Raw genomic sequence first — 18,598 nt, 5'->3', positions numbered from 1 at the left:
ATGAATATTTCAAAGTTCTTTATTGTCCGTCCAGTCGCAACCACGTTGTTGATGTTGGCATTGCTGTTTAGTGGACTATTGGTTTGGCGACTTTTACCCGTATCAGCCCTACCACAGGTCGACTATCCCATTATTCAGGTCTATACCTTTCAGCCTGGGGCAAACCCTGACACGGTACAACGGACTATCACCGCACCGCTTGAACGGGAAATGGGCAAAATTGCGGGCTTAAAACAAATGTCTTCGCAGAGTTCTGTCGGGGCATCTGTCATTACCTTACAGTTTGAGTTAAGTGCTGAACTGGGTGTAGTAGAGCAAGAAGTACAATCTGCACTCAGCACTGCCAGCAGTAAATTGCCAAGTGATTTGCCAACACCACCTGTATATCGAAAGGTCAATCCGGCCGATGTGCCTGTCATTACCTTAGCAATTAGTTCAGAAACTTTACCCCTCACCACGGTTTATGACATGGTGGATACTCGGGTGGCACAAAAGCTGTCACAACTGACGGGTGTGGGTATGGTGAGCCTTGCTGGTGGGCAACGACCAGCAATACGGGTGCAAATGAATCCTGCTGCACTTGCCGCTTATAAAATAAGTGCCGAAGATGTCCGCACGGCAATTAATGCCGCCAATGCCAGTCAACCCAAAGGCAGTTTTGATGGGCCATATCGCAGTACGATGCTGGATGCCAATGATCAAATTCGTTCAATTGGAGACTATGAAAGCCTTATTTTACGCTGGAATAACGGTGCCCCAATTCGATTAAAAGATGTGGCACAGGTGATTGAAGGCAGTGAAGACCGCTATATGGCGGCATGGGCAGACAGTCAAGCCGCCATTTTGGTGAATGTACAGCGCCAACCGAATGCCAACGTGATTCAAGTGGCCGATCAGATTAAGCAGTTGTTGCCTGAGCTGCAAAAGAACCTGCCCGAAAACGTCAAAATTCGTGTACTGACCGATCGTACCGAGAGTATTCGTAGTTCAATCCACGATGTACAAAAGGAATTGGTTTTTGCAGTCTGTTTAGTCGTCATGGTGACTTTTCTCTTTTTGAGAAATTTATCTGCCACCATTATTCCGAGTATTGCCGTTCCACTTTCAATCATTGGTACGTTTGTACTGATGTATTTTTTAGGTTTTTCAGTCAACAACCTGACTTTAATGGCGCTGACCATTGCTACAGGCTTTGTAGTGGATGATGCGATTGTGATGTTGGAAAATATTGCACGACATCGTGAAGCGGGTGAAAGCCTGATGCAAGCGGCATTCAAAGGGTCGAAGGAAATTGGTTTTACGCTCATTTCTTTAACCATTTCATTGATTGCAGTTCTCATTCCACTGTTGTTTATGGGCGATGTAGTAGGTCAATTATTCCATGAGTTTGCAGTGACTTTGGCGGCTGCAATTGCGATTTCTCTAGTGGTCTCTTTAACCTTAACGCCAATGATGTGTGCTTATTTGCTCAAAGGCAAAGCTTCACTAAAAGAAGCAGAGCATCAAACTTCAGCGAATAGATGGAGTCTAGATGGCATTATTCAGCAGTATGGAAAAGCTTTGCAATGGGTATTTCGGCATCAAACCCTGACACTGACAGTTATGCTCAGTACAGTGTTATTCGCAGGGTTCTTGTATTGGATGATTCCGAAAGGCTTTTTCCCTGTGCAGGACAGTGGCGTTATCCAAGTAGTGACCGAAGCCCCAGACGATATTTCATTTCAAGCCATGAGTGAGCGCCAGCAAGCACTAGCGGCTAAAATTTTAAAAGATCCCGCTGTTGAAAGCCTGTCTTCATTTATTGGTATTGATGCCAATAACCCGAAACTCAGTAATGGCCGAATTCTTATTAACTTAAAGTCCCATGCAGAACGAGCGGGTGCAGATCAAGTGATGGCACGTCTGCGTGAAGAGTTGGTTCATGTTCAGGGTATTCAAGCTTGGATGCAACCTGTGCAGGAGTTAAGTATTGAAGATAAAATTAGTCGAACTCAATATCAGCTCAGTTTGACAGCAGCAAAAAACACAGATTTAGCGCTATGGACACCTGTCTTGGTAGATGCTTTACGCCAACAACCTGAGTTTGCAGAAGTGAGCAGTGAAAATGCTGGGCAAGGTTTACAGGCGTATATTGATGTCAATCGAGATGCAGCAGCGAGATTCGGCTTAACAGTAGAAGACATTAGTTTGGCTTTGCAAAATCTATTTGCACAGCGACAAATTGCAACTTTATATACCCAGTCGAATCAGTACCGCATTGTGCTCGAGCTGGCGCCAGAATTAACTCAAGGTATACAAGCTTTAGAACAAAGCTATATCCATAATGCCAGCGGAGAGCCGATTTTACTCAGTTCTGTGGCCAGTATTGTGCAAAAACGTGTCCCAATTATTTTACAGCAGCAAGCTCAATTTCCTGCCAACGGTATCTCTTTCAACCTTGCAACAGGCGTCGCTTTGGGAGATGCCATCCAAGCCATTCAACGTGTGGAACAGCAGCTCAATTTACCTGCTGAAGTTAAGCTTCAGCTACAAGGGGCGGCTGCTGCATTTGAAAACTCGCAACAGCATACCTTTTGGTTGGTGATTGCAGCGATTGTGACCATGTATATCGTGCTTGGGATGCTGTATGAGAGTTTTATTCATCCCATCACCATTCTTTCAACCTTACCGTCTGCTGCAATTGGTGCTTTACTGGCGCTGTTTATGGTAGGTCGACCACTCGATATGATTGCTTTAATCGGCATTATTTTATTGATCGGTTTGGTGAAGAAAAACGGCATCATGATGGTGGACTTTGCTTTGGCAGCGCAGCGCCAAGAGGGTCTTTCACCTCAGCAAGCGATTTATCAGGCAGCGTTGATGCGATTCCGCCCCATTTTAATGACGACATTGGCGGCATTGGTCGGTGCAATTCCACTCATGTTGGCATCTGGTTCAGGGGCTGAATTACGCCAGCCTCTGGGGATTGTCATGGTTGGTGGTTTGATTTTAAGTCAGGTGCTGACCTTATTTACCACGCCTGTGGTCTATTTGTTTTTTGACCGTTTACAGCATGCTTTTCAAAAACCAAAGCTGCCTTTCGCTGAATTTGATGAAACAAGGAGCGAGTCTTGAAACTGCTCTCTGCTTTGGTTCATCGTCCTGTTGCCAGTGTGTTATTGGGCATTGCAATTGTGTTGCTTGGTGTATTGGCGTATTTCCGCTTACCCGTGGCGTCCTTACCTCAGGCAGATATTCCGACCATTGTGGTGCGGGCCAGTTTACCTGGAGCAAGTCCTGAAAGTATGTCGGCAACCGTTGCAACACCTTTAGAACGGGCCATGATGGGCGTTTCTGGGGTAAAAGCAATTAACTCTTCCAGTAGTCAAAACGCAACGCAAGTCACTTTGCACTTTGACTTAGATACGGACATTAATGAAGACGCGAGAGAAGTACAGGCTGCGATTAATGCTGCAATGTCGCAACTTCCATCAGGGATGCCTAGCCCACCTGAATATTTCAAGGTTAATCCCAGCCAAAGCCCAATTTTTTATTTGGCATTCAGTTCAGAGCATTTATCTGCGGGTAAATTATATGAAATTGCCAGCAATCAACTCCAGCCCAATCTTGCGCAGATAAGTGGAGTTGGTGAGGTTGAAATTGATGGCGCGTCTATGCCTGCGGTGCGGATCACCTTAAATCCGAATGCACTCATTGCACAGGGTGTTTCATTGGAACAAGTCCGTACCGCAATTGAAAAAAGTAATACGGTACAAGCTTTAGGTGTGGTTGAAAGCGATCAACTTCGTTGGCAAGTTGCACTGTCGAATGATTTAAAACAAGCGCAAGATTTTGCCAACTTGGTGATTCATCGTAATGCTCAAGCAATTGTGCGTTTAAAAGATGTGGCTGAGGTGCAAGATTCTGTTGAAAACCGCTATGTCAGTGGTTTTCATAATGGTAAACCCGCGGTGATTATCAAAATCAGCCGTCAACCCAATGCCAATACTGTTGCGACCATTGATCAAATCAAAGAAAAACTGCCTGAACTAAAATCACTCATACCCGCAGACGCACAATTGACTACGGTGATGGATGGTTCTGAAATCATTCGCGCAGGCTTAGCGGAAGCCCGAGATACGCTGTTGTTTTCCATGCTGTTGGTGATTATTGTCGTTGCTTTAATGTTAGGGCGTGTACAAAGCGCCCTTGTACCAAGTATTGCCATGCTGGTGACTTTGGTCGGGGCGTGTAGTTTAGTGTATTTGGCAGGTTTTTCGCTCAATAACCTCTCCATTATGGCGGTGATTGTCGCTATTGGATTGGTGGTGGATGATGCGATTGTGGTGCTGGAAAATATTGAGCGTCATATTGAGCAGGGAGACTCTCCTGTACAGGCCGCCATTAAAGGGATTCAGGAGGTGGGGCTGACTTTAGTGGCCATGAATTTGGCATTGGTAGTGATTTTCATTTCAGTGCTGTTTATGGGCGGTGTGATTGAGCGGCTGTTCCGTGAGTTTTCACTGACCTTAGTTTTTATTGTAGTGTTATCCGTTTTTGTGTCCTTGGTGTTAACACCAAGCTTATCTGCACGTTGTTTAAAACCGTTAGAGAGCGACCAACATCAGCTTTTATATCAATTTAGCCATCGTTGCATGCAGCAGTTCAATCATGCTTATTTAATATCTTTAAAATGGATGCTAGCACATGGCTATGTCGTGATTTTATTTTGGCTAGGTGCGATTGGGGCCTCATTCTATGTCTATCAGCACCTCCCTAAACGAGTATTGCCTGAGCAAGATACAGGACGAGTTGAGGCTTTTATTCGTGGTGATGACGGGTTTTCTTTTCAAATTATGCAACCCAAAATTGCAGCCTTTAGCCAAAGCTTGTTGAGTGATCCTGCTGTAAAAGATGTGGTTGGAACTTCAGGGGGAGCAGGTGGAACCACCAATTCCTTTTTCATGGTGAGTTTAAAACCCAAATCGGAACGTGAGGGGCAAAGTTCACATGCCATTGTCGAGCGCATGAAACAAAATGCGCCGTGGCAGGCTGGGGCAATTTTCTCAGCGCGTGTGGAACAGGAGTTAGAACTGGATGATCCTTTTTCAAGTGGCAGTGGTCAAGATTATATGCTGTTACTACAGTCAGATGAGGTTGCACAGCTACGCCAATGGGTGCCGAAAGTTGCACAGGCCATGCAAAAACTGCCTGAACTTGAGGAAGTCGAAACCATGGGGGATGAAGGTGCACAGCATGTCACCCTAGATGTAGACCGTGAAGCAGCACGTCGTTTGGGCGTTGATATTGAAAGCATTTCGAGTGTATTGAATAATTCATTTTCACAGCGCCAGATTTCAACCATTTATGATCAGACCCAACAGTTTCATGTGGTCATGGAAGTAGATAAACACTTCACGGAACATCCTGAATCCTTAGCCAATGTACAGGTTCCCAATAAAGATGGACAGGCTGTGCCACTGCGTAACTTTGCGACATGGTCTTATGGAATTACCAATGATCGGGTGTATCGACGTAATCAATACGCCGCGATGGGTATTGGTTATGTGGTGAAACAGGGCTATAGCTATGAACAGGCTGATGCCGCGATCCGATCTGTCCTCACTGAAGTGATGTTGCCAAACAACGTTTTTATGACCACAGATAAAGATGTCGAGGCAGAAAGTTTACAAGCGGGATTAAGCACCCCCTTACTGATTCTTGCGGTGATTGTGCTGATTTATATCGTGCTTGGGGTGACCTATGAAAGTGTGGTGCATCCATTAACGATTTTATCGACTATACCTGCTGTGGCTTTGGGTGCACTGTTGACCTTATGGATATTTAACTTTGAGTTTACCCTGATTGCATTATTGGGCATGTTTTTACTTATTGGTATCGTGGTGAAAAATGCCATTTTATTGATTGATTTTACTTTATATGAACGGCGTGCAGGAAAGTCAGCATATCAAGCTGTGTTGTCTGCTGCGGCTCTACGTTTTCGTCCGATCTTAATGACCAATACCGCAGCATTATTAGGTGCGATTCCACTGGCTTGTAGTTGGGGTGAAGGGGCAGAGTTACGTCAACCTTTGGGTGTGGTCATTGTGGGTGGTTTGGCGCTTGGACAGCTTTTAACTTTGTATACAACGCCTGTTTTGTATTTGCTCTTTGAAAAATGGGCTGAATCTTGTTCAAGATTTAAACGTAAATTTGTGCTGCAAAGCTTAGGCAAATAGATAAAGAAATAGGAAAATAGAATGTCAGGTTTGGTTTATAAAAATGTCTTCAGCCTAAGTTGTGTATTGTTGTTGACAGCATGTAGTTCTACGGCGGTCGTACGTCCTCCTGAATATAAAACACCGATAATTCAAGTGGCTGATCAATACAAATATGCGATGCTTAATTGGACAGAAACTGCAAAGTTAAAAGGTAAGGCAGTTGCATGGTGGGACATTTATCAAGACTCTATTTTAAGTCAACTGTTGCAACAGTTAAATGCAGAAAACTTAAATCTAAAACAGGCCGAAGCACGCTATAGACAAGCCAATGCTTTACTTGAGCAGCAAAAAGCCAGTCGTTCTGTCAATCTAAGCTTAGAAGGCGCTGCCAACCGTAATGGTGCAAAGCATGTTTCTCCAAATAGCCAGTTTAGTACAGGGGTTCAGGCCAGTTGGATTCCCGATGTGTGGGGACGTGTAGCAAAAGCGATAGAGGAACAACAGGCAAATTTAGAAGCGGTGCAGGCTGACTTAGCCGCAGTCAAGTTAAATCAGCAGTTATTGGCGACTGAGGCTTATTGGAACATTCGTGTTTTGGATGCGCAGCTTGATGTATTACAGCAAACCCAAAAAAGTTACCTACGTTCGGTGCAAATTTTAAAAAATCAATATACAGCAGGGATGATTGCGCGGGCAGATGTGATACAGGCAGAAACGCAGTTGAAACAAGTGCAAATACAGCAAATCGAAACGCAGCGTGAACGCAATTTACAGGAAAATGTGCTGTCAGTCTTACAGGGTAAAAGTGTGGCTCAGTTTCAATTGGCAAAACGTCAGCAACGTTTGAGTATTCCTGCTGTACCTGCGCAGCTACCCAGTCGTTTACTCATGCAACGTCCCGACGTGATTCGTGCAGAGCGGGAGCTTGCGAGCACACATGCGCAGTTGGGTTTAGCGCAAACGGCTTGGTTACCAGATCTTAGTATTAGTCTTAATGCGAGTTTAAATAGTCAAGTGTTGGGCCAATTGTTCCAAGCCCCTGCATACTTATGGTCTACGGGATTAGAAGCGGCTTCGGTTATTTTTGATGGTGGAAAACGTCAAGCTGAAATTGCTCAAGCGCAGGCAAGCTATGACGAAAAATTAGCAGCCTATAAGCAAGCTGTACTTACGGGCTGGAAGGAAGTCGATGATGCCTTAATGCAGACTTCAAGTTTGAAGCAACAACAATTGGAACAAGCTCAGTTGCTACAACTGAGCAAAGAAAATGAACAAGTGGTGATGCGACGTTATAACGCAGGTTTAGTGAGTTATTTGGAAGTGGTCACGGCGCAGAATTTAAGGCTACAAGCTGAACAGAGCACATTAGAGTTGCAACAAATCCAATTAATGAATACAGCGCAATTAATCACTGCATTGGGTGGAAATATTTCCTAACCCTTGATTTTTTCACATGTTTATTGACTCAAATGGCAAAGCCTTGCATCTTGGTTTTCAGATGCAAGGCTTAAGCTATTTATTTGAAAGTAACGGTGAAACAGAAAGCATGTGTAATTGGATACTGTTTATAATGAACAGACTGTTTATAAAAACAGTGCGCCTGATACTGCCCCAAAGAGCATGACCCATAGTGGATGAAGTTTTTTAACTAAGCTTAAACCAGTAGCGACGATAACGATTGCGATGAGTAACCAGTTCTGAGCAGATGCAGCGGCAATAATATAGGCACTAACCAAAACCAAGCCGACGGTAATGGGTTTCAATGCCTTTTCAAACATGCTACGTAGCGGGTGATCCTTAAACTGATTCCAAAATTTGAGTGCAAATACAGTCAGTACAGAAGAGGGCCCAAACTTCGCCAGTGAAGTCACGAACAATCCAGCAGGCCCAGCCACATGCCAGCCGACCAAAGGTACAATCATCATATTGGGGCCAGGAGCCGCTTGAGCCATGGCAAACATGGTGCTGAACTCTGTAGCAGTAAGCCAGCGATGCACTTCAACCACCTGATGTTGCATCTCAGGCAAAATGGCATTGCCGCCACCAAAGGCCAATATAGAAAGCTGGGTAAAAACGATGGCTAAGGTGAGTAAAATCATGCGTTTTTTCCTCTTTTTTTCAAGCTTAAGACCGCGACATTGATGCCTACTAAAATCAGTAAAGTCAGTGCCAGTGGAATTTTAATGATCAACATAAAGACGATGGTTAGCGCGATAGTAAAGATTGTGAGGTAGCTTTTCAGAATCGGTTTCAACATTTTTAAACCCATGGCAAACAGTAAACCTGCTGCCGCTGCTGCCAGCCCCTGAATCATGTGCTGAATCACGGGGATACTTTGAAATTGTGCATAGAGTTCATACAGCAAAATCACAATCACCGTCGGTGCAAAAATTAATCCGAGAACGGCACTAATCGCACCTTTAACTCCCTGAAATTCATAGCCAATCGCAACAGCCATATTGATGATGTTTCCACCAGGGAGGATTTGACAGACACCCAATAAGTGTGTGAACTCTTCCGTGTTGAGCCATTTTTGGTCTTCTACAACCATTTGGTGTGCAAGTGGCAATACACCACCAAAGCCCATGAGTCCCAGCTTCATAAAGCCTGCAAATAGTTCCCGAGAAGTCGGGTGGGTTATTTGTTCAGCAGGGAGCACTTCAGTGTTCATGTCTTTCACCTTTTGTTGAATGAGCTCAGTATGAACCTGTAGAGATATGTTGAAAAATGCTATTTTTGACGTTATATATACTGAAAAAGTATGTTTGATGGGGCAGACATGATTGATATCCATAAACTCAGAGCATTTGTTGCAGTGGTAGAAGAAAGTAATATTTCGCATGCCGCTGTTCGTTTGAATATGCAACAACCACCGTTGACACGGATTATCAAAAGCTTGGAAGAAGAACTGAATGCGCAGCTATTAAAGCGTTTGCCGCGTGGTGTTGAGGTCACAGAAGCAGGTAAGGTTTTGTACAAAGAAGCCCTTGCGATATTGGCGCATGCACAGTTAATTCCCAAACGTGTGCAGGATATTTCTTTGGGGGTCGAAGGTCAGATTAATATTGGCTTTACCAACTCGGTTGGCTTACATCCATTTTTACCAGCGTTGCTGCGTAACTTTCGGGAAACTTTTCCACGTGTTTCAATTCATTTGGAAGAAGATGGCAGTAGCTCGCTGATTGATTCCATTAGCAATGAAAAAAATGACATTGTGTTCTTACGAAAACCTGCACCTATTGGCCTCGGTTTAACCAGTTTGCATGTACTGGATGAGCCGCTCATTGTGGCTCTACCCAACAATCATCCTTTGGCTGAGCAAGCCGAACCGATTCATTTGCTGGATCTTGAACCGCATGATTTTGTGCTATACCGACGTTTAGCTGGGCAAGATCTATTCGATAATATTTTGGCCAGTTGTTATCAAGCAGGTTTTAGTCCAAAAATCGTACAAGAAGCACCACGTTTAACTTCAAGTTTAAATTTGATTGCTGCCGGAATTGGCTTATCCATCGTGCCTGAAGCCATCCGTGACTTTTGGAATAAGCAGATTGTTTATAAAGCGCTCAAGGCCAATAATCCGTGTATTGCACCGATTTATGCGGTGTATAAAGAAAATATAGATCACATCCGTTTGCAGCACATTTTAAAATTATTACAATAATCTGTTGTATATCTAGCACTTTATTCTACCTTACAAGCGCTGACCTAAAGTGCTAAGGTAGAGTAATGATGTGATGTATCCAAGTTTTATAGATATAAGGAATGCTCGTACAGAGTAAAAATATAATATTTAGTGATATTAGGTGTTTAGCCCATGTTTTTTAATAAAGTTTCCTTTGCACTCACAACTGTGCTTTCTTCCTCTGTGTTGTTGACAAGCGGTTGTACATCCAGTCCGTCTAGCACGGTTTCAAATACACAACAACAAATGAAAAATGCCTTGTTGGTCTATGGTGGCCCCATTTTAACCATGCAAGGCATGCAGCCCAGCTATGTCGATGCCATGTTAATTCAAGATGGAAAGATCCGTTATACAGGCGCATTGTCCACGGCTGAAAAGCTTGCGCCACATGCGAAACGTCTGAATTTGAATCACAAGACAGTCATCCCAGGCATTATTGATGCACATAGCCATTTAAACTCTGTCGGTATGCAGCAAACCGTGGCTAATTTATATCCGCCACCAGATGGCAAGGTGGTGAGTATTGCCACATTGGTTCAAGAAATGAAGGCGTGGGCAAAGCAAAATCCACAGTTTATAAAAGCCACTTCTGGTTGGATGATTGGCAATGGTTATGATGACGCCCAGCTACAAGAGAAAGCCCATCCAACAGCCTCGGACTTAGATCAGATTTCAACGACTCAACCTGTGCTGATTTTGCATCAGTCTGGACATTTGGCTTCTGTAAATCACAAAGCACTCGAATTGTTAGGCATTAATGAAAAAAGTAGCAATCCTAGTGGTGGGGTGATTCGACGCGTAGTGGGGACCAATATTCCGAATGGTGTATTAGAAGAAAGTGTAGTCATTGAAGCGATGATGAAAGCTTTTAAAACGGTACCGCCTGAAATCATGCAACAGATGGCGTTGACTGCAGTACAGACCTATATGGCAAATGGCTATACCACGGTACAAGAGGGACGAGCTGATCGTGGCACTTCAGAGCTTTGGCGTAGTTTGGCCAATCAAAACAAATTAGCGATTGATGTTGTCTCTTATCCTGATATTAGTTCTGAACAGGCATATATGCTTGAAAAAGGAGTAAGTAAAAATTATGTGAATCACTTTAGAATTGGTGGCGTGAAAATTAGCTTAGATGGTTCACCCCAAGGTAAAACAGCATGGTTAACCGAACCTTATGTGGTTCCACCTGAAGGGAAAGATAAAAACTATCGTGGTTATCCTGCATTTCCAGAACAAAAAACAGTTCAGCAAATGATTGATTTGGCTTTCGAGAAACAATGGCCTATTTTGGCACATGCCAATGGTGATGCCGCGATTGATCAATACCTCAATGTGATTGCTAATGCGCAAAAGAAATATGATGCTTCAAAGCGACGTGATGTGATTATTCATGCGCAAACCATGCGTGAAGATCAACTGGATCGGGCGAAACAGCTTCACCTAATTCCCTCATTTTTTTCTTTGCATACCTACTACTGGGGGGATTGGCATGTGGCACAAACATTAGGTGAAAAGCGTGCTGAACATATTTCACCGACAGGTTCAGCTTTAAGAAAAGGCATGATTTTCACAGAGCATCATGATGCTCCTGTCATCCCACCGAAAAGCATGATAGTACTGGATGCAACGGTTAATCGCACTACGCGAACAGGCAAAGTTTTGGGTGAGGCGCAGAAAGTCAGCCCGTATATCGGACTTAAAACGATGACAGACTGGGCTGCATATCAGTATTTTGAAGAAGATATTAAAGGCACTTTAAGTACAGGGAAATACGGTGACTTTGTTATTTTAAGCGCCAATCCAATCACTATTGAACCGTCTAAAATCAAAGACATCAAAGTCCTTGCAACTTATAAGCAAGGACAGTTGGTTTATCAACGATAAAGTTGTTTAGCGGCGGCTAAACCTGCGACTGAAAAGGTCATGAGATGTTTGACCAAAAGCGCAGGTTCAACTTTCGAAACATTTTTAAGTGGCCCAGGTAAGTTTGAATCAGCGATAATCAGCATCATGCACGGTGCAACTGTGCTCAAAACGCAGGCTAATAATGCAGGGTGGTTTTCATCAATACCTGAGACTTGGCTAATGATCTTTTTGATTAATAGAAATTTTCTTGCGCCCTCAGTTTGCATAAAATCGTATAAATGTGTGGTGGGCGAAAAAAGTTCACGAATAAATACTTTGCTGTGCCACACATCCGTTTCAACCAATTTGCTGATCAGGGTTTCAAAAAAAACTTCTAGTTTTTCAGTTGGGGTGCGGGAGCTGTTTAATAAAGCCAACAGCTTTTCTTCATCAATATAATGCGTATGTGCTTCGGCTAATACGGCACGATATAGACCATCACGACCGTCGAAGTGATAGTTAATGGCAGCCAAATCGACTTCGGCAAGCTTCGCAATCGCTTTGCTGGTGGTTTTTGCAAAACCATTCTGAGCAATTAAACGACCTGCTGCATCCAAAATTTTCGACTTGGTTAAGTCACCATCGCTACGTCCAGCTCTAGACATTGTTTACTCTGCGTAAAAAATTATGAGAGGAGTATATCTTTTTTTACTTAATTATTGTAGTTTAAATTTAATTTAAATTTAAACTTGTATTAAAAATAAGCAAAGGTCTGGTGTGCATGAAAAAGAGTCACGTTGCGGTGCTGATTGGATTGGTCTTGCTTGGATCGGCAGTCGCATATTGGTGGTTGAATCGAGATAAGGACGATGCGCAGCACATCGTGTTGTATGGCAATGTTGATATTCGACAAGTCTCTCTTGCTTTTGAAACCGCAGGACGCATTGAAAATATGACTGTTCAGGAAGGTGATCGTGTCAAAAAAGGCCAAGTGCTAGCGCATTTAAATACAGAATCTTTAAGTATCCAAGCCCAACAAGCGGATGCGCAATTGCAGGTTCAACAGCAAACTTTAAATGAGCAAGCCGCGGGCAATCGACCTGAAGAGATTGCTCAAGCAAAGGCACAAGTTGGATCAGCTAAAGCACAACTCGAAAATGCCGATAAACAATACCAACGTCTAGCGGTGTTAAACAATAGTTCGCTAGGCCAAGCAGTGAGTAAGCAAGAAGTTGATGCAGCTAAAAGCACTATGAAAACAGCCGAAGCAGCTTTGCGTGAAAGTGAAGCCAATTTGCAGTTGCTGTTAAAAGGGGTACGCAAAGAAGATCGCGAAGCGGCAAAAGCACAATATGATTCGACTAAAGCGAGTTTGGATTTGATCAAATATCAAATTGCACAAAGTGAATTACGCTCACCTGTGGATGGTGTTGTACGGGCACGCTTACAAGAGGTGGGCGATATGACGACATCTAGCAAATCGGTTTATACCATTGCTTTAACTGATCCAAAATGGGTACGCGTCTATGCCAGTGAGACAGAGCTTGGACAAATCAAAATGGGGTCAACGGCCACCATTCTGCGTGATTCACAACCAGATCAGCCAATCACTGGAAAAATTGGTTATATCTCCTCTGTTGCTGAATTTACCCCGAAAACCGTTCAGACCGAGGACATTCGTACCACGTTGGTCTATGAAGTTCGTATTTATGTCAATGATCCGAATGATCAGTTGAAAATGGGACAACCTGTGACGGTCAATATTGATAAATCTTCCAAAGCAAAAACAAGCGAGTAAGTCGATGTCTTCAGATTGCGTGATGATCGCTCAGGATTTAAAGCAAGTTTTCAAAGCTGAGCAAAAAGGCGCTGAAGATGTGTACGCGCTGCAAGGACTGAATATGCAAATCAAGGCAGGACAATTGGCTGCTTTGGTTGGGCCTGATGGCGCGGGGAAAACCACATTGCTGAGATTGATTGCAGGTTTGTATGAGCCTACTGCTGGAAACTTGGAAGTTCTTGGGATTGATGTGGCCAAAGACCCTCAGTCTGTACAAGATCGTATCAGCTATATGCCTCAGAAATTTGGTTTATATGAAGATTTAAGCATTCAAGAAAATTTAGATTTATATGCCGACCTACATGGTGTACCTGCGGATGTACGTAAAGAACGCTTTGATCGCTTGCTTAAAATTACCGATTTAGCACGATTTTCAGAGCGACCTGCGGGGAAGTTATCTGGAGGGATGAAGCAAAAGTTGGGCTTGGCTTGTACTTTAGTTCGTTCACCAGAGTTATTACTGCTCGATGAACCCAGTGTTGGGGTTGACCCGCTATCACGCCGTGATTTGTGGATCATCATTGAACAGTTAGTGAAAGATGAGAACTTGAGTGTCATCATCAGCACAGCGTATATGGATGAAGCGGAACGTTGTCATGATGTGTATGTCATGTTGGAGGGGCAAGTCCTCAAACAGGGTTCACCTGAAGCACTGACAGACTATGCCAAAGGTCAAACATGGCAAGTGAAACCGAGTCAAGGGATGAAGGCGAGGGTGTTACAAGCACATCTATTGGATAATCACAAATACATTGCAGATGCAGTGCCTAAAGGCGATGTGGTACGTTTTATTACCCGAACTAAACATCCGATTCTTCCGCCTGATCAACTGCCACAAGGTGTTGTTGCAGAAGCGAGAGCAGCAGAACTTGAAGATGCATTTATGTTGCTTTTGCATGAAGCAAAGCATGTAGAAAAAAACGCCGTAGACTCAGGTGTGGCTGAGAATAACGATCTGGCGATAACAGGATTAAACACAGATCAAAGCTATGCCCAAAGCAATGAGCAGAGCATTAATGCGAATATCGTTCAGACCAAGCCGATCAATGCTGAAAAAGTCCCGAATACGAAAGTGCGTTTAGACAGCAACGCAGATTTAGATAGTAACGCAGAAGCACCTGTCATTGTGGTTCAGGATCTTGTGCGTACATTTGGTGATTTTACCGCCGTGGCCAGTACCTCGTTTGATGTATCACGCGGGGAAATTTTCGGATTGCTCGGGCCAAATGGTGCAGGCAAAACCACGACGTTTCGTATGCTGTGTGGTCTGCTTCCTGCCAGTAGTGGTGTACTCGAAGTAGCAGGGATGAATCTGCGTACAGCACGTGCACAAGCGAGAGCCAAAATTGGTTATGTATCTCAGAAATTCGCCCTATATGGCAACTTAAGTGTTTTGGATAACTTAAAGTTTTTTGGCGGTGCGTATGGATTATCAGGCAAACATCTAAAGCAACAAATTGATCAGGCATTACATCAGTTTGAACTCAAGCCACATGCTAAAAGTGGTGATTTACCAAATGGCTTTAAACAGCGTTTGTCGATGGCAGCAGCACTGTTACATCAGCCTGAAATTGTGTTTTTAGATGAACCGACTAGTGGTATCGACCCATTGGCGCGACGTGCGTTCTGGTACACCATTGGTGAGCTCGCCAATCAAGGCATTACTATTATTATCACCACACATTTTATGGAAGAAGCAGAATATTGCGATCGTATCGCGATTCAGGATGCAGGGAAAATGTTGGCACTTGGTACACCCAAAGACATTCGAAGTATGGTGCATGGCGAAGGTGTCAATGATATGAACAGTGCTTTTATTGCCATTGTGGAGCAATCTCGTGCGAGTCAGCAAGTAAAAGAGGCGAGCGTATGAGACGAGATCAAATGAGGAGAGCTGTATGAGTCATCGCTCAGCATTTTGGACAAGGCTCATTGCACTGACACGCAAGGAGACGAAGCAGTTATTGCGTGATAAAAGTAGCATGGCGATCGGTTTTATTTTACCCATTATTTTGATATTGCTTTTTGGATACGGCCTGTCTTTTGACTTGACCAATGGTCGTGTCGGTGTGGTCGATCAAAATCCGACACCACAAAGCAGCCAAGTCCTCAGTGGTTTAAACGGCTCGAAATATATCACGGTGATCCATTATCCAAGTTTTGCACAAGCGCAAGCGGCAATGGGGAATGATGATATTGATGCCATTCTCAATGTGCCCAGTGATTTTGCAGCGCAATATGCCAATGGTTCGGCTACGGTGCAGATTATCAATAATGGTCGTTCCACCAGTATAGCGTCTTCACTACAGGGCTATATAGCCAGTGCCTTAAATACGGTGAGTTCAATACAAGCTGACCGTACCAACAGCAGTTCAACTACAGGTGTAATCAGTGTAGATCAGCGTATGTGGTTCAATGAGTCGGGCAATAGTACCTGGTTTTTAGTGCCTGGTTTGATTGTGTTGATTTTGACTTTGGTCGGTGCATTTTTAACGGGGTTACTGATTGCACGTGAGCGAGAACGTGGCACTTTAGAAGCAATGTTTGTAACGCCCATTCGCCCTTTGGAAATTGTTTTATCCAAGTTAGCCCCTTATATCGTGATTGGTATGGTCGATATTGTGGTCTGTCTGTTGGCGGCACATTACTTATTTGAAGTTCCTATTCGCGCATCACTTTTATCGGTGATCAGTGCATCATTTTTATATTTAATGGTGTCTTTATTACTAGGGTTAATGATTTCAGGGGTATCTCAAAGTCAGTTCCAAGCCAGTCAAATGGCACTTTTAGCGAGTTTCATGCCTGCCATGATGCTGTCAGGTTTTGTGTTTGATACACGAAATCTGCCTTTAGTGGTGCAGATTATTAGCAATGTATTGCCTGCAACACATTATATGACATTGGTCAAAACCTTATTTTTAGGTGGAGATGACTGGTCTTTATGGCTCAAAGAATGTGGCATTTTGTTGATTTATATTGTCGTGCTCACTGTGATTACAGCGCGTACATTGAAAAAGCGTCTGAGGTAAGAACATCATGCAACAATTCATGGCGACATTTCAGCGCTGGTTTTATTATCTTGTGGTGCTAACCAAAAAAGAATTTTTGACTATTTTGGTTGATCCTGCCAATCGGATAACATTGATTATTCCTATATTTCTGCAAGCTCTGCTCTTTGGTTATGCTGCCAGTTATGATGTCAATCATGTAGATTATGCTGTGCTGGACCAAAGTCATAGTCAGGCTTCGCAGCAAATACTATCGCATTTGGATGGTTCGGGTGTATTTAAACGCACAGCAGATTTGCAGAATACCGCCCAGATTCAACAGGTCATTAATGACCGTTCAGCACTTGCAGTGATTACGATTCCCGCAGATTTTGAGGATAAGCTCAATAATAATGAATCTTCGTCAATTCAAGTGGTCTTGGATGGTAGGAACTCGTCTACGGCAGGCATGGCGGGCTCTTATATCAGCAGTATAGTGACTCAGGTCAATCAAGAGCGGTTGGGTTCAACGTCTGCAGTTACCGTTCAGTCACGCACATGGTATAACCCAAATTTAGAGTCCAGATGGGGCATGATGCCATCTTTGATTGCAACATTAAGTATGATGCAGACGCTTTTACTTTCCGCTTTATCTGTGGCGCGGGAGCGGGAGCAGGGAACGTTCGATCAGCTCTTGGTGACGCCTTACACACCGACGCAGATTATGATTGGTAAGGCAATTCCACCCATACTGATTGGTGTGATTCAATCTTCGATTATTTTAGCGATCATCCTGTTTTGGTTTCAGATCCCGATGAATGGCTCATTGTTGCTGATTTATTTTGGATTGTTTGCTTTTAATATTGCAGTCGTTGGTGTTGGGTTGTCTATTTCGGCGATTGCGCTGAATATGCAACAAGCCATGCTGTATACTTTTTTTCTGATTATGCCTTTGACGCTTTTATCAGGTCTATTAACGCCAGTTCAAAATATGCCAAATGTGTTGAATTGGCTGACTTATGCCAATCCGCTTCGTTTCGGTATTGACTTGGTACAACGGGTATATTTAGAAGGTGCAGGCTTTAGTCAGGTGAAATGGGACTTTTTGCCGATGCTGATTTTGGCGGTGATCACCTTGCCTTTGGCTGCATGGTTATTTAAAAATCGTTTGTCATAGCGGAAATATGGGTGATACATATTTTATGTGATACGAGGAAGTTCATGTGTTTGTCGTTAAATAACGCATTCAATGTTGCCTAAGCATCAAAAAAAACGATTTTTGCATTGTATTTCTAGCTTAAGCTTTTTATTATTGCCCGCTTGTTTTCGCGATCAGCTTGGAATGGAACCTTGAGTAATTTTCTAACCGAACACCTGATTCATCGAGATGAAGACTTCATGGTCATCCATAAGCCTGCAGGTATACTCACCGTTCCGGGGAAGACAGAAGACTTACAAGATTGCATGATCAATCGTTTAGTCAGACTTGAACCAAAAACCCTACTGATCCACCGTCTTGACCGTGATACTTCTGGTATCTTGGTTTGTGCTCTCAGTCGTTGGGGACAAAAATCCATTTCTCGTCAGTTTCAAGAACGTCAAACCGATAAAACCTATCAAGCGATTGTGGCTGGTTATTTAGAGGGGCAGGGTATTGTTGATGTACCTGTTATTTATGATCCTGCACGTCCACCGTTACATATTGCAGAGCCCAGCCATAACAAGCCTGCTGTGACGGAGTGGAAGGCCTTAGAGCATTTTGAAATACAGGGCCAGTCCGTGACCCGTGTAGCACTCACCCCAATTACAGGACGCTCACATCAACTTCGTGTACACATGCAGTTTTTAGGTCATCCTATCGTTGGAGATACGCTTTATGCTTCTCCTGAGCAGCAAGTAATCATGCCAAGATTGTGTTTACATGCAGAGCGTCTGAGCTTTCACCATCCTCAAACGGATGAACGTGTCGAATTTATTTGTCCAGTACCGTTTTAAGTCATTGGAATCATCAAATTTGCTCACTTTTTTAGTGAGCTTT

Annotated in this window: 13 protein-coding genes; 10 read left to right on the top strand and 3 right to left on the bottom strand. The window is 43.5% G+C overall.

The window, feature by feature from the left end; all coding sequences use genetic code 11:
- The 3 genes from B9T36_RS10175 to B9T36_RS10165 are packed head-to-tail and all read left to right on the top strand — an operon-like array spanning position 1 to position 7,637.
- Complete coding sequence (locus B9T36_RS10175; protein WP_086209374.1) at positions 1-3,114, top strand: multidrug efflux RND transporter permease subunit; 3,114 nt, start codon at positions 1-3, stop codon at positions 3,112-3,114.
- Entirely contained in the window at positions 3,111-6,218 is a 3,108-nt protein-coding gene (locus B9T36_RS10170; RefSeq protein WP_086209373.1) for an efflux RND transporter permease subunit, read from the top strand. Before B9T36_RS10175 ends, B9T36_RS10170 begins: the two co-directional genes overlap by 4 nt.
- 21 nt (positions 6,219-6,239) lie before the next feature.
- Positions 6,240-7,637 carry an efflux transporter outer membrane subunit gene (locus B9T36_RS10165; RefSeq protein WP_086209372.1) on the top strand — a complete coding sequence of 466 codons (1,398 nt, stop codon included), beginning with the start codon at positions 6,240-6,242 and terminating at the stop codon, positions 7,635-7,637.
- 146 nt (positions 7,638-7,783) lie between these two features.
- On the opposite strand, the gene B9T36_RS10160 is transcribed toward B9T36_RS10165, so the two are convergent.
- Together B9T36_RS10160 and B9T36_RS10155 are read right to left on the bottom strand one after the other, a co-directional pair.
- Complete coding sequence (locus B9T36_RS10160; protein WP_086209371.1) at positions 7,784-8,299, bottom strand: chromate transporter; 516 nt, start codon at positions 8,297-8,299, stop codon at positions 7,784-7,786.
- A complete protein-coding gene (locus B9T36_RS10155; protein ID WP_086209370.1) occupies positions 8,296-8,871 on the bottom strand; it encodes a chromate transporter in 576 nt (191 codons plus the stop codon). Before B9T36_RS10155 ends, B9T36_RS10160 begins: the two co-directional genes overlap by 4 nt.
- 108 nt (positions 8,872-8,979) lie before the next feature.
- Between B9T36_RS10155 and B9T36_RS10150 the strand changes: the two genes are divergently transcribed.
- Together B9T36_RS10150 and B9T36_RS10145 are read left to right on the top strand one after the other, a co-directional pair.
- Positions 8,980-9,864 carry a LysR family transcriptional regulator gene (locus tag B9T36_RS10150; RefSeq protein ID WP_086209596.1) on the top strand — a complete coding sequence of 295 codons (885 nt, stop codon included), beginning with the start codon at positions 8,980-8,982 and terminating at the stop codon, positions 9,862-9,864.
- Between the two features lie 153 nt (positions 9,865-10,017).
- Entirely contained in the window at positions 10,018-11,772 is a 1,755-nt protein-coding gene (locus B9T36_RS10145; RefSeq protein WP_086209369.1) for an amidohydrolase, read from the top strand.
- Here B9T36_RS10145 and B9T36_RS10140 read toward each other — a convergent pair.
- On the bottom strand, positions 11,763-12,398 hold the full coding sequence (locus B9T36_RS10140) for a TetR/AcrR family transcriptional regulator (protein WP_086209368.1): 636 nt from the start codon (positions 12,396-12,398) through the stop codon (positions 11,763-11,765). The genes B9T36_RS10145 and B9T36_RS10140 overlap by 10 nt on opposite strands.
- 116 nt (positions 12,399-12,514) lie before the next feature.
- Here B9T36_RS10140 and B9T36_RS10135 point away from each other — a divergent pair, with 116 nt between their 5' ends.
- From B9T36_RS10135 to B9T36_RS10115, 5 genes are all read left to right on the top strand, one after another.
- Entirely contained in the window at positions 12,515-13,531 is a 1,017-nt protein-coding gene (locus B9T36_RS10135) for an HlyD family efflux transporter periplasmic adaptor subunit (protein ID WP_086209367.1), read from the top strand.
- 4 nt (positions 13,532-13,535) lie between these two features.
- Positions 13,536-15,446, top strand: coding sequence for an ATP-binding cassette domain-containing protein (locus B9T36_RS10130; protein ID WP_086209366.1), 1,911 nt, complete (start codon positions 13,536-13,538; stop codon positions 15,444-15,446).
- Between the two features lie 25 nt (positions 15,447-15,471).
- On the top strand, positions 15,472-16,602 hold the full coding sequence (locus tag B9T36_RS10125) for an ABC transporter permease (protein WP_086209365.1): 1,131 nt from the start codon (positions 15,472-15,474) through the stop codon (positions 16,600-16,602).
- 19 nt (positions 16,603-16,621) lie between these two features.
- A complete protein-coding gene (locus B9T36_RS10120) occupies positions 16,622-17,737 on the top strand; it encodes an ABC transporter permease (RefSeq protein ID WP_086209595.1) in 1,116 nt (371 codons plus the stop codon).
- A gap of 131 nt (positions 17,738-17,868) precedes the next feature.
- Positions 17,869-18,555: an RluA family pseudouridine synthase gene (locus B9T36_RS10115; RefSeq protein ID WP_228147000.1), complete on the top strand. Its 687-nt coding sequence runs from the start codon at positions 17,869-17,871 to the stop codon at positions 18,553-18,555.
- The last annotated feature ends 43 nt before the right edge of the window (positions 18,556-18,598 follow it).

The organism is Acinetobacter sp. ANC 4204 (assembly GCF_002135205.1).
Classification (GTDB): Bacteria; Pseudomonadota; Gammaproteobacteria; order Pseudomonadales; family Moraxellaceae; genus Acinetobacter.
This window is presented reverse-complemented; position numbering and strand designations above follow the sequence as displayed.